This is a genomic window from Jatrophihabitans endophyticus (assembly GCF_900129455.1).
Lineage (GTDB): Bacteria > Actinomycetota > Actinomycetes > Mycobacteriales > Jatrophihabitantaceae > Jatrophihabitans > Jatrophihabitans endophyticus.
Genome location: NZ_FQVU01000003.1, coordinates 807,094 through 820,145, shown reverse-complemented (window position 1 = coordinate 820,145; position 13,052 = coordinate 807,094). Strand labels below are relative to the sequence as shown.

Annotated in this window: 10 protein-coding genes; 3 read left to right on the top strand and 7 right to left on the bottom strand. The window is 72.8% G+C overall.

Annotated features, from left to right (window positions below; translation table 11 throughout):
• The first annotated feature begins 30 nt into the window (after window positions 1–30).
• On the top strand, window positions 31–1,104 hold the full coding sequence (locus BUE29_RS14055) for a LacI family DNA-binding transcriptional regulator (protein ID WP_200800188.1): 1,074 nt from the start codon (window positions 31–33) through the stop codon (window positions 1,102–1,104).
• 5 nt (window positions 1,105–1,109) lie between these two features.
• Window positions 1,110–2,003, top strand: coding sequence for a 5'-3' exonuclease (locus BUE29_RS14050; RefSeq protein WP_073391185.1), 894 nt, complete (start codon window positions 1,110–1,112; stop codon window positions 2,001–2,003).
• Between the two features lie 11 nt (window positions 2,004–2,014).
• Here BUE29_RS14050 and BUE29_RS14045 read toward each other — a convergent pair whose 3' ends face one another.
• The 7 genes from BUE29_RS14045 to pafA all read right to left on the bottom strand — a co-directional run bounded on the left by BUE29_RS14045 (window position 2,015) and on the right by pafA (window position 10,500).
• Entirely contained in the window at window positions 2,015–3,031 is a 1,017-nt protein-coding gene (locus tag BUE29_RS14045) for a DUF4333 domain-containing protein (protein ID WP_143168173.1), read from the bottom strand.
• A 79-nt stretch (window positions 3,032–3,110) separates the two neighbouring features.
• Complete coding sequence (locus BUE29_RS14040; RefSeq protein ID WP_073390900.1) at window positions 3,111–5,843, bottom strand: DEAD/DEAH box helicase; 2,733 nt, start codon at window positions 5,841–5,843, stop codon at window positions 3,111–3,113.
• A gap of 44 nt (window positions 5,844–5,887) precedes the next feature.
• Window positions 5,888–6,757 (bottom strand): twin-arginine translocase subunit TatC, encoded by an 870-nt coding sequence (gene tatC, locus BUE29_RS14035; RefSeq protein WP_073390899.1) that lies wholly within the window; start codon window positions 6,755–6,757, stop codon window positions 5,888–5,890.
• Window positions 6,758–6,854: 97 nt separating this feature from the next.
• A complete protein-coding gene (locus BUE29_RS14030) occupies window positions 6,855–7,073 on the bottom strand; it encodes a hypothetical protein (protein ID WP_073390898.1) in 219 nt (72 codons plus the stop codon).
• A gap of 9 nt (window positions 7,074–7,082) precedes the next feature.
• Window positions 7,083–8,063 carry a helix-turn-helix transcriptional regulator gene (locus BUE29_RS14025; RefSeq protein WP_073390897.1) on the bottom strand — a complete coding sequence of 327 codons (981 nt, stop codon included), beginning with the start codon at window positions 8,061–8,063 and terminating at the stop codon, window positions 7,083–7,085.
• Window positions 8,063–9,016, bottom strand: coding sequence for a helix-turn-helix transcriptional regulator (locus tag BUE29_RS14020; RefSeq protein ID WP_073390896.1), 954 nt, complete (start codon window positions 9,014–9,016; stop codon window positions 8,063–8,065). Before BUE29_RS14020 ends, BUE29_RS14025 begins: the two co-directional genes overlap by 1 nt.
• 116 nt (window positions 9,017–9,132) lie before the next feature.
• Window positions 9,133–10,500, bottom strand: coding sequence for a Pup--protein ligase (gene pafA / locus BUE29_RS14015; RefSeq protein WP_073390895.1), 1,368 nt, complete (start codon window positions 10,498–10,500; stop codon window positions 9,133–9,135).
• A gap of 165 nt (window positions 10,501–10,665) precedes the next feature.
• Between pafA and BUE29_RS14010 the strand changes: the two genes are divergently transcribed.
• Complete coding sequence (locus tag BUE29_RS14010) at window positions 10,666–13,002, top strand: glycoside hydrolase family 3 N-terminal domain-containing protein (protein WP_084181038.1); 2,337 nt, start codon at window positions 10,666–10,668, stop codon at window positions 13,000–13,002.
• Window positions 13,003–13,052 lie beyond the last annotated feature (50 nt).

Sequence of the window (13,052 nt, the reverse complement as noted above, 5' to 3'; positions counted from 1 at the left end):
TCCCCGCCGGGACATCGGGGCGGAGGTAGCGTGCACGCAACAGTCGTGCGCTACCGGGGGGTCGAGGCGATGGTCGCGAGCATCGAGGACGTCGCGCGTCGTGCCGGCGTCTCGATCGCCACGGTGTCGCGTGCACTGCGCGGGCTGCCCGACGTCGCCACCGCGACCCGCGACCGCGTACTGGCCGCGGCGGCCGAGCTGGACTACGTCGCCTCGCCGTTCGCGGCCCGGCTGGCGAGCGGACGCACCACGACGGTCGGGCTGGTCGTGCCCTTCGTCAACCGCTGGTTCTTCTCCGAGGTCATCGCGACCGTCGAGAACGCGCTCCGGCGCGAGAACTTCGACCTGCTGCTGTACAACCTCGGCGACCCCAGCGGACGCGACCGGTTCTTCGACGTCATGCCCATGCGCAAGCGCGTGGACGGAGTCATCGTCGCGAGCCTCGTCCTCGACGACGCCGAGTTCGCGGCGCTCGAGGACCTCGACCTGCCCGTGGGGCTGCTGGGCATCGAGCGGCGGGGCACGCTGTCGGCCGGCATCGACGACATCGCCGCGGCCTGCGACGCCGTCACCTACCTGACCTCCCTCGGCCATCGGCGCGTCGGCCTCATCGGCGGCGACACCGACGACCCCATGCGCTTCACCCCGCCCCTGCACCGCCGCACCGGCTACCACCGGGCCCTCGCCGCCGTCGGCGTCGAGCCGGACCCGGCTCTCGAGCAGCTGGGCTTCTTCACCGTCGAGGGCGGCATCGAGGCGGCACAGCGGCTGCTCGCCGTGCCCGAGCCGCCGACGGCGCTATTCGCGGAGAGCGACGAGATGGCCTACGGCGCGCTGCGGGCCATCCACGACCGTGGGCTGCGGGTGCCCGAGGACATCTCGGTCGTCGGCTTCGACGACCAGCCCTTCTCCGACCTGATGGACCTCACCACCGTCCGGCAGCCGGTGGCCGAGCAGGCCCTCGACATCACGACGCGGCTGCTCAACCTGATCGCCGACTCCGACGGCGGGGTCGCGCGGGACCCGTCGGTGACGCTGCCGACCGAGCTGGTCGTGCGCAACTCCACCCGCGCCCCCGGGGACGGGCCGGGCGGCTCGGCGTGAGCCTCATGCTGGTGGACGCGGCCGGGCTCTACTTCCGCGCGTTCTACGCGGTGCCGGAGTCGATCACGGCGCCCGACGGCCGGCCCGTCAACGCCGTCCGCGGCTTCCTCGACATGGCGGCCTCGCTGATCGAGCGTCGTCGACCGGCGCGCTGGGTCGCGTGCCTCGACCTCGACTGGCGTCCCGCGTTCCGGGTCGAGCTCGTCCCCACCTACAAGGCGCACCGGGTCGCGAAGGACGGTGGCGAGGAGGTCCCGCACGCGCTGTCGCCGCAGGTGCCGCTGCTGCTCGAGGTGCTCACCGCGTTCGGGTTGGCCTGCGCCGGCGCCGAGGGTTTCGAGGCCGACGACGTGATCGCCACGCTCGCCGAGCGCGACGAGGACCCGGTCGAGGTCGTCACCGGCGACCGCGACCTGATCGCGCTCGCGACCGAGCGGGTGACCGTGCTCTACACGGGGCGCGGGCTGGCGAGGCTGGAGACGCTCGGGCCGGCCGAGGTGCTCGCCAAGTACGGCGTCCCGGCCGCGCACTACGCCGACTTCGCGGTGCTGCGGGGCGATCCGAGCGACGGGCTGCCCGGCGTCCCCGGTGTCGGGGAGAAGACCGCGGCCGCGCTCGTCGGCCGCTTCGGCGCGATCGAGGACATCGTCGCCGCCGCCGACGCGGGCGACGACGGATTCCCCGCCGGCGCCGCCGCGAAGGTCCGCAAGGCCCGCGACTACCTCGCCGTCGCGCCGGCCGCCGTGCGGGGCCGGACCGACGCCGCGGTGGCGGAGGTCGCCGACCACCTGCCCGCGTCCCCACGCGACCCGGACCGGCTCGCCGCGCTGGCCGACGAGCTCGGCGTGGCGAGCTCGGTCGCACGGATGCACAAGGCCATCGCCGCCGCCGTCGGCTGACGGCGCCGGGGTCAGCCGCCGCTGACGCTGTAGCGGCCGTCGTCCTTGTCGGTGATGGTGACGGTGAACGTGGTGCCGCCACCGGCGCGGCAGGTGAACGTGTCACCGTCCTTGGCCATCGTGAAGTCCTGGCCGCCGTTGCAGTCCACGTCGTCGGCGTCGAGCTTGCTGGCGATGTAGTTCTCGACGGCCGTATGGCTGAGCTTCTTGTCCGAGATGCCGAGCTGGGTCGGGAACACCACGAACACGAGGACGGCAGCCGCGGCCAGCGCGACGACAATCGCGCCGAGGGTGATCCAGAGCCCCTTGCGGCTCGTGCGCGGCCCGGCACCCGGCTGGCCGGAGTACTGGCCGTACCCGGGCTGGCCGTACTGCTGGCTCCCGTACTGCTGCGTGCCGTACTGCTGGCCGTAATCGGCCGGCTGACCGTACTGCTGGGTGCCGTACTGGTGGCCGTAGTCGGCCGGCTGCGCGGGATACGCCTGGGTGCCGTACGCGCCCGGTTGCGCGCCGTACTGCTGGGTGCCGGCGTCCGACCCGCCGTGATCCTGCTGCCCGTAGCCCTGCTGCCCGTAGCCCTGCTGGCCGTAGCCCTGCTGGCCGTAGCCCTGCTGCCCGTAGCCCTGCTGCCCGTAGCCCTGCTGCCCGTAGCCCTGCTGCCCGTAAGCCTGCTGCCCGTAAGCCTGCTGCCCGTAGCCCTGCTGGCCGTAATCCTGCTGGCCGTAATCCTGCTGGCCGTAATCCTGCTGGCCGTAATCCTGCTGGCCGTAATCCTGCTGGCCGTAATCCTGCTGCCCGTAATCCTGCTGCCCGTAGCCCTGTTCGCCGTGCTGTTGCTCGCCGTAGCCCGGCTGGCGGTACGCCTGCGAGTCGCCGTGCCCCGCCGCGGACGAGCCGGCGCCGGACCCGGCGGCGTCGCCGGGACGATTGATGTCCGCCGACCCCGGGCTGCGCTGGCTGTGCACGGGGTCGCCCCACTGGTTGCCCGTACCCCGGTCGGAGCCCGAATCGCCGCCCTGCTCGGTCATGACCACACCTCGTCCGCTCGTCGTCGCGCGCTCACGCTACTGCCTCGCCCGAACGCCGTCATGAGAAGGACACGCGGTCTCAGGGCTGCATGCTCTGCGCCACCACGCCGTGTCGGACGGCGTGGGCCGCGGCGCGCGCCGTCGCCGCCACCGTCGAACCGCCCCCGCGCGGGGCGCCGACGCCGCGCGGGGCGACCGCGAGCTGGTCGAGCAGGTCCAGCAGCTGCTTGCACCACCGGATGAAGTCACCGGCCGACAGCTCGGTGCCGCGGTGCGAGGCGACGTCGAGGACGCGGTCCAGCCGTTCCTGCCGCGCCCACCGGTAGCTGGCCCAGACGAAACCGAGCTGCGGTTCGCGACTGGGGCGCAGCTGGCGCGCGCGTTCGTCGTCGGCGAGCTCGCCCCAGATCCGCTCGGTGCGGGCCAGGGCGTCGCGCAGCGCGGGCGTCGGCAGCGTGTCGACCAGCAGCTCGTCACGACGCGGCTCGTACACGAGCGTCGACACGACGGCGGCGAGCTCGGCCGCGTCCAGACCGTCCCAGGCGCCGGCGCGCAGGCACTCCGCGGCGAGCAGGTCGGCCTCGGACCAGATGCGTCCCAGCTGCCGGCCGGCCGGGGTGGCCGCGTCGTCGAGCAGGTAGCCGCGGTCGGTGAGCAGGTCGGTGATGCGATCGAACGTCCGACCGAGCGAACCGGTACGCCCCTCGATGCGCGAGCGCAGTCCGTCGTTCTCCCGCGTCAGCCGGCTGTACCGCTCGCCCCAGCGGGCGTGCTGCTCGCGGTCGGCGCACTGGTGGCACGGATGGGCGCGCAGCGCCGCGCGCAGCCGCAGCACCTCGTGGTCGTCGTCGGTGTGGGCGCCGCGCGCACGACGCTTGCGCTCCGGCGGCGGCACGTCCAGCGCCCGGATGCTGGACGCGAGGTCGCGCCGCTCCTGCGGCGAGCGGTGGTTGACGTGCTTGGGCACCCGCACCGTCCCGAGGACGTCGACCGTCTCGGGGAAGTCGACGAGCGAGAGCCGGCCGGACCACCGCCCCTCGGTGACGACCAGCGGTCGCGGGTCGTCCTGCGCCTGCACCCCGGGATCGAGGACGACCGCGAGCCCGGAACGCTTGCCGCGCGGCACGCGGATCACGTCCCCGCGCCGCAGCGCCTCCAGTGACGACGCGATCGCGCCCCGCCGCTGGGCGGCCCCCTCGCGGGCCAGCAGCGTCTCGCGGTCGCCCAGGCGGCGGCGCAGGTCGGCGTACTCGGCGAAGTCGCCGAGGTGGCACGTCATCTGCTGCTCGAACTGGCGCCGCGTCTCGTCGTTGCGGCGGATCTGCGCGAGCAGGCCGGCGACACCGCGGTCGGCCTGGAACTGCGCGAACGACGCCTCGAGCAGCCCTCGCGCCGCCGGCCGTCCCAGCTGGTCGACCAGGTTCACGGACATGTTGTAGGACGGTCGGAACGACGAGCGCAGCGGGTACGTGCGGTTGGACGCCAGCCCGGCCACCCGCTGCGGATCGACGTCCGGCGACCACAGCACGACGGCGTGCCCCTCGACGTCGATCCCGCGGCGCCCGGCACGACCGGTGAGCTGCGTGAACTCCCCCGGGGTGATGTCGGCGTGCGCCTCGCCGTTGTACTTCGTCAGCCGTTCCAGGACGACGGTGCGCGCGGGCATGTTGATGCCGAGCGCCAACGTCTCGGTCGCGAACACCGCGCGCACGAGCCCGCGCACGAACAGCTCCTCGACCGTCTGCTTGAACGCGGGGACGAGCCCGGCGTGATGGGCGGCGACGCCGCGGCGCAGCGCGTCACGCCATTCCCAGAAGCCGAGCACGTCGAGGTCCTCGGGCGGCACCGAGCCGGTCAGCTCGTCCACGACCTCGTCGATCTCGTCCCGCTCGGCCTGGTCGGTGAGCCACATCCCGGCGTCGACGCACTGCTTGGCCGCGGCGTCGCAGCCGGCACGGCTGAAGATGAAGGTGATCGCCGGCAGCAGCCCCTCGCGGTCGAGCCGCGAGATCACCGCGGGACGGTCGGGCGGGCGCCATCCCCGCGGCGGGCGGCCGCCGCGGCGCCCCGGGACGGGGTCGAGGTAGCGGGTGCGGTCCGCGACGTGGCGCAGCAGCCCGGCCTCGACCGTCGCCGCGTCCGCGCCGAACAGGTCGAACATCCGCGTCCCGACCAGCACGTGCTGCCACAGCGGCACCGGCCGCTCCTCGTGCACGACCACGCGCGTCTCGCCGCGGACGGTCACCAGCCACTCGCCGAACTCCTCGGCGTTGGAGACGGTCGCCGACAGCGACACGAGCCGGACGGCCGCGGGCAGGTGGATGATCACCTCCTCCCAGACCGCGCCACGGAACCGGTCGCCCAGGTAGTGCACCTCGTCCATGACGACGTAGCCGAGGCCGGCGAGCGCCTCGCTGCCGACGTAGAGCATGTTGCGCAGCACCTCGGTGGTCATCACGACCACCGGCGCGCCGGAGTTGATGGCGTTGTCCCCGGTCAGCAGCCCGACCTGCGCCGCGCCGTAGCGGTCGACGAGATCGTGGTACTTCTGGTTCGACAACGCCTTGATCGGCGTCGTGTAGAAGCACTTCTGACCCGCCGCCAGCGCGAGGTGGACCGCGAACTCCCCCACCACCGTCTTGCCCGCGCCGGTCGGGGCGCAGACGAGCACCGAGTACCCGTCCTCGAGGTGCTCGCACGACTCGAGCTGGAACGGGTCGAGGGCGAAGGAGTAGCCGGCCCGGAAGTCGGTGAGGACGGGACGGCCACTGCGCCGCCGCGCCGCGGCGTACCGCTCACTCGGCGACGACATACCGTCCAGGGTAGGAGGCGGTGTCCGGTGGCGCCGTCAACGGCTCACGTGATGTCCGACCACACGTCCGTGCGGCGCGGCTCGACCTGTCGTGTCGAGTCCAACGGCTGCGGGATCGGGTCGATCGAGGACGGCACGTGGTCCTCGAGGTGCGGTTCGGCCCGCTCCGCGGCGCGGCGCGCGGCCTTGCGCTTGTCGTGGACGTGGGCGACGAGCACGGCGACCTCGAACAGGATCACCATCGGGATCGCCATCGCGCACATCGTGAACGGGTCGGCCGTCGGCGTGGCCACCCCCGCGAACAGGAAGATCAGGAAGATCGCGACCCGCTGCGACTTCTTGAGCCACTTCGCCGGCAACGCTCCCGCGAAGTTGGCGAGCACCAGGATCAGCGGCAGCTCGAACGCCGCGCCGAAGGTGACCAGCAGCAGCGTCACGAACGAGATGTAGTCGCTGACCGTCAGCTGCGCGGCCGTCCCGCTGCCGGAGCCCTCGATGATGATCTTCAGGCCCTTGCCGAGGACGACGTAGGCCAGCGACATGCCCGCGGCGAACAGGATCGTCGACATCGCGACGAACAGCAGCGTGTACCGGCGTTCGTTGCGGCGCAGCCCGGGCGTGATGAACGCCCAGATCTGGTAGAGCCAGAACGGGCCGGTGAGCACCGCCCCGGCGATGGCCGACACCTTCAGGCGCGTCGTGAAGCCGTCCAGCGCACCGTGGTAGACGAGCACGCATTCGCCGGACGCCGTGGGCGCCGCCCGGTACTCGCTCGGGATGGCGCAATACGGGTCCTTGAGGAAGTCCAGGATCGAGATGTAGAAGAACCAGCCGACGATGCCGCCGACAGCCACGATGACGACGATGGCCACGATGCGACGGCGCAGCTCGCGCAGGTGGTCCATGACCGGCATGCGGCCGTCGTCGGTCTTGGGCGGCCGGGATTTCCTGCCCCGACGACCCCGCCGGGTCGCGGCGTCGGACGCGTCGTCCGCTCGGGCCACGGCCGGCTCAGCCCAGCCCGCTCGCGGCCAGTCGGCGCTGCGTCTCGGTGAGTGTCTCGGTGAGCTCGCCCCGCAGCTGGGTCAGCTGGGCGTTGACCTTCGTCAGCTCGTCCATGTCCCGGCGCAGCCGCTTGGTCTTCCAACTGATCTCGTAGGCGCAGTACCCGAGGACGACGAGCGCCACCACGGCGGCGACGCCCCACGCCGCGATCGGGATCCAGGCCATGGCGCAACTCTACTTCGGCCCGGTCGACGGCTCGTCGGCGTAGCGCGCGAGCGCGCGGGCGGCGTCGTCACGCACCCCCTCGGCGAGCCAGTCGGGCGCCAGGACCTCGACCTGCCCGGCCGAGCCGAGCACGAGGGAGCGCACCCACGCCGGGTCGGCCACACGCAGGCTGATCACCAGCAGCGCGCCGTCCTCGACGGTCCGCTCGGTCGGGTAGTAGTCCGCGACCCAGGCGTAGGCCGGCCCCACCCGCAGGTCGACGAGCAGGTGCTCGGCCGCCGGTTGGAAGACCCCCTCGGCGAGGTCACGCAGCTCGACGTTGTCGGGCACCGCGGCCGGCTCGTCGAGCAGCCGCAGGTCGTCGATGCGGTCGGCCCGGAACATCCGCATGCCCTCCACGCGACGGCACCACGCCTCGACGTAGGTCTCGCCGTCGGCCTCGAAGAGCCGGACCGGGTCGATCGTGCGCTCGGTGGTCTCGTCGCGGGTCGCGCTGTAATAGCGCAGCCACAGCGCGCGGTGGCCGTCGAGGGCGCGGCGCAGCAGCGGGACGAACCGCTCGCGCGCGTCGAGCTCGACGGCGACGGTCTCGTCGGGGACGGCGCCACCGGCCGCCGACTCGACCTTCGCGAGCGCCCGGGCGACCGCGTCGGTGTCGGCGAGCCCGGGGGTCTCGGCGAGGGTGCGCAGGGCGACCACGAGGGCCAGCGCCTCCTCGGCCGTCAGGCGCAGCGGCCGCGACATCCCCGCGTCGAACACGACCGAGACGCCCTCGCCCTCGAAGGAGAGGTCGATGAGGTCGCCGGGACCGTGACCGGGCAGCCCGCACATCCACAGCAGGGTGAGGTCCTTGCGCAGCTGCGCGCCGCTGACACCGAAGTCGGCCGCCGCCTGCTCGACGCCGATGCCGGGCCGGGCCTGCAGGTAAGGCACGAGGGCCAGCAGCCGGGGCAGCCGCTCCTCGTTGGCCGAGCGTGTCTTGCCCGCCATCAGCGCACCCCCGTCACGGCGCGCAACCGGCCGACGACCGCCGCGGCGAGGTCGTCCGGTTCGAGGACGTGCGCACCCGCGCCGGCCGCCGCGATGAGCCGCGCCAGCCATTCGGTGTCGGTGTAGCCGATCGACAGCACGTCGCCGGCCTCCCGCTGGGCGAGTCGTCGCAGCTGACCCGCGCCGTGCCCGGACACGCGGACCCGCGCCGTCCGGCCGTCCTCGGGGTTGCGGCCGGCGACGAGGCCGAGCAGGTCCACGTGCTCGGGACGCGTGAAGGCGTCCGGCGCACCGACCGTGCGCACGGCGCCGGCGATCCGGGAGAGGCGGAAGCTGCGCGGCTCGCCGCGGTCGCGGTCGAACCCGGCGACGTACCAGCGTCGGCGCCAGGACAGCACCCCCCACGGTTCGAGCGTGCGTTCCAGCGCGGCGTCGGCGCCGGCCTTGACGTAGTCGAAGCGGACGACGGTGGCGGTGCGGGCGGCGTCGAGCAGCGAGGGCAGGCTGGGGTCGCTGGCGTCGAGCTGCGGCATCGCGCCGGGGGCGTCGGCGGTGCGGACCTCGGTGCCGGCGGCGCGCAGCTTGATCAGCGCCTGCCGGGCGGGCTCGCCGAGGGTGGCCGACTGCCACAGGCGGGCGGCGAGCCCGACGGCCGCGGCCTCGTCGGCGTCGAACTCGATGGTCGGCAGCTCGTAGTCGCCACGCCGGATGCGGTAGCCGTCCTCGCTGTCGAAGTGACTGTTGCGGCCGGTCTCGAGCGGGATGCCGAGATCGCGCAGCTCGGCCTTGTCGCGCTCGAACATGCGCTTGAACGCGTCGTCGGTCGCCCGCGCGCCGTCGGCCGCCTCGTACCCGGGCACGGCGTCGCGGATGCGTTCGGCGCCGAGGAACTGGCGGGTCGAGAGCAGGCAGATGACGAGGTTCACCAGTCGTTCCGCCCGCCGTGCCGCCATGTCCTCGAACGTAAGCCCTGTCCTGGCACGACGCGGTGACGACACCCCCGGCTGCCCCGTCCCCATGTCACGCGATTCTTCCGGACGCGACCAACCCACCGGTACCTGCCGGTGCGCTACATGGACGCGATGAGCTTCTCGACCCGCTCGTCGACGCTGCGGAAGGGATCCTTGCACAGGACGGTGCGCTGGGCCTGGTCGTTCAGCTTGAGGTGCACCCAGTCCACGGTGAAGTCGCGCCGCCGCTCCTGCGCGCGCTTGATGAAGTCGCCGCGCAGCTTGGCCCGGGTCGTCTGCGGCGGCACGGATTTGGCCTCGAACACGGCGAGGTCGCCGACGACCCGCTCGACCGCTCCCTTGCGCTGCAGCAGGTAGTAGAGCCCGCGGGTGCGCGAGATGTCGTGGTAGGCGAGGTCGAGCTGGGCGACGCGGGGCGAGCTCAGCGGCAGGTCGTGCTTGGCGCGGTACCGCTCGATCAGCTGGTACTTGGTGGCCCAGTCGATCTCCCGGTCGATGAGCGAGAGATCCTGCGACTCGACGGCGTCCAGCGCCCGGCCCCAGAGCTCGAGGACGCGCTTGTCCGACCCGTCGCCGGCGGGGTCGCCGCTGCGCCCGACGAAGTCGACCGCGCGCGAGTAGTACTCGCGCTGGATCTGCAGCGCCGACGCGCCCCGGCCGGCCGCGAGGCGCACCGGACGCGTGCCGGTGAGGTCGTGGCTGATCTCGCGGATCGCGCGGATCGGGTTCTCCAGCATGAGGTCGGGGAACTGCACGCCCTGCTCGATCATGCGCAGCACGAGGTCGGCCGAGCCCACCTTGAGCAGCGTGGTCGACTCGTTCATGTTCGAGTCGCCGACGATGACGTGCAGCCGCCGGTAGCGCTCGGCGTCGGCGTGCGGCTCGTCGCGCGTGTTGATGATGGGACGGCTGCGGGTGGTCGCCGACGACACGCCCTCCCAGATGTGCTCGGCGCGTTGGCTGACGCAGAACACCGCGCCCCGCGGCGTCTGCAGCACCTTGCCGGCGCCGCAGATCAGCTGGCGGGTGACGAGGAACGGGATGAGCACGTCGGCGAGCCGGCTGAACTCGCCGTGGCGGCCCACGAGGTAGTTCTCGTGGCAGCCGTAGGAGTTGCCGGCCGAGTCGGTGTTGTTCTTGAACAGGTAGATGTCGCCGGCGATGCCCTCGTCGTGCAGCCGTTTCTCGGCGTCGACGACGAGACCCTCGAGCACGCGCTCGCCGGCCTTGTCGTGCGCGACGAGGCCGGTCAGCGAATCGCACTCGGGGGTCGCGTACTCGGGGTGGCTGCCGACGTCGAGGTAGAGCCGGGCGCCGTTCTTGAGGAACACGTTGGACGAACGGCCCCACGACACCACCCGCCGGAACAGGTAGCGCGCCACCTCGTCGGGCGAGAGGCGGCGCTGGCCGTGGAACGTGCAGGTGACCCCGTACTCGTTCTCGATGCCCATGATCCGCTTCTGCACGCCCTCCAGCCTATCCGCGCGAGGCGGTCGCCGCCCGTCGCTCGGGACGGACGACACCACACAGGTGAAGCGCGAGTGTGAGCGGGTTTGTTCGGTCTGGACACTTTTGCCGCTGGAGGGCGAGAGTGACCGCAGGTCCCGATCCACGACCGCGAAGGAGCGGACATGTCCGACACCCTCGATCCCCGTCCGGCGACCGGCCCGAGCCGCCGTCGGCTGCTCGGCGCCGCCGCGGGGGCGACCGCCCTCGGCGCAGCGTCCGCCACCGGCCTGCTCGGGGCCACGCGGGCCGATGCCGACCCGGCCGCGGACCGCGGCCACGGGGGCTCGCGCGGATCCGCCGACCCCGCCCTGCCCGCCGACCGGCGCCGTCCCGGTCACGGCCGTCCGGACCGCGCGACGGAGCGCCGCATCGACGCGCTGCTGCGGCGCATGACGCTCGCCGAGAAGCTCGGTCAGCTGCAGCTGGTGAACACCGCCGATCTCGCGAAGGCCGGGCTGGGCACCGCCGGCGGGGTCGGCGGACTGTTCAGCGTCACCGACTCCGCCGTGCTCGACGCGGTGCAGCACCAGGCCGTCGAGAAGACCCGTCTGGGCATCCCGCTCATCTTCGGCCTCGACGTCATCCACGGGTACGTCACGAACTTCCCGATCCCGCTGGGCACGGCGAGCAGCTGGGACCCCGAGGTCGCGCGCACCGACGGGCGCATCTCCGCCGCGGAGGCACGGGCCAGTGGCCAGCACTGGACCTACGCGCCGATGATGGACGTCACCCACGAGCCCCGCTGGGGCCGGATCGCCGAGGGCAACGGCGAGGACCCGTTCCTCACCGCCGCCTTCGCCGCGGCCAAGGTCGACGGCTACCAGGGCTCGGACTACTCCGCGCGCGACCGGCTGGCCGCCTGCATGAAGCACTACGTCGCCTACGGCGGCGCGGAGGGCGGGCGCGACTACAACACCGTCGACGTGTCGCTGCAGCGACTGCACAACCTGTACCTGCCGCCGTTCCTCGCCGCGGTGCGGGCCGGGGTGGCCACGGCGATGGCGTCGTTCAACACCATCGCGGGCGTTCCGGCGCACGGCAGCGAGTACGCGATCCGCGAGGTCCTCAAGGAGCGCTACGACTTCGACGGCTTCGTCGTCAGCGACTACACCGGCATCCAGGAGCTCATCAACCACGGGCTCGCCGGCGGCGGGGCCGATGCCGCCGCGGCCGGCCTCAACGCCGGCGTCGACATGGAGATGGTGAGCACCAACTACGTCGACTTCGGCGTGGCCCTGCTCGCGGCCGGGCGCGTCACCCGGCGCGAGATCGACGACGCCGTGCGGCGGCTGTTGCGCATCAAGTTCCGCCTCGGCCTGTTCGAGAACCCCTACACCGACCCGAAGCGAGCGGTGACCACGATCAGCGCCGCGAACGCCAAGGCGGCGCGCGCCGCGGCCGCGCGCTCGATGGTGCTGTTGCGCAACGAGGACGACGTGCTGCCCTTCGGCTCCGGGGTGAAGACGGTCGCCCTCGTCGGTCCGCTCGGTCGAGCGACGACCGACCTGAACGGCACCTGGGCCGGGCTCGGACCGGTCACGCCTCCGGTCACCATCGAGGCCGGTCTGCAGGCAGCGGGCAAGGCCGTCGTGTACGTGAAGGGGTGCGACGTCAACGGCACCGACACCTCCGGCTTCGCCGCCGCGGTGGCCGCTGCCCGCAAGGCCGACGCGGTCGTGCTGGCCGTCGGCGAGACCGCCGACATGAGCGGCGAGGCGGCTGCCCGCAGCGACATCGGTCTGCCCGGCGTCCAGAGCCGGCTGGTGGAGGCGGTGGCGGCCGCCGCGAAGCGCACCGCGGTGGTGCTGATCAACGGCCGGCCGCTCACCATCGCCGACGTGCTCGCCGCCGCACCCGCCGTCCTGGAGGCGTGGGCGCCCGGCTCGCAGGGCGGCAACGCGATCGCCGACGTGCTCACCGGTGCCGTGAACCCCGGCGGCAAGCTGCCGGTCAGCTTCCCCCGCAGCGTCGGTCAGGTGCCGATCTACTACAACCACGAGAACACCGGACGGCCCGCCGACCCGGACAACAAGTACACGTCGAAATACCTCGACCTGCCCAGCGGCCCGCAGCTCGAGTTCGGCTTCGGGCTGTCGTACACGACCTTCGCGGTCGCCGACCTGCGGCTGAGCTCGCACACCCTGCACCGCTCCGGCGGCTCGGTGTCGGTGACGGTGACGGTGCGCAACACCGGCGAGGTCGCCGGTGACGAGGTCGTCCAGCTCTACATCCACGACCCGGTGGCCTCGGTGGTGCAGCCGGTGCGACGGCTGCGCGGGTTCCAGCGGGTGACACTCGCGGCGGGCGCCTCGCGCACCGTCCGCTTCACGCTGACGCCGAGCGACGTCGGCTTCTACGACGGCGACGCCCGGTTCGTGGTCGAGCGCGGCACCATCCACGTCTACGCCGGCACCAGCTCGGACGACACCCCCCTCACCGACGAGCTCCGGGTGGTCTGACCCGCGGCGGGCGACCCAGCGGGCCGCCGTTTACAAATCCAGGGTTCGTG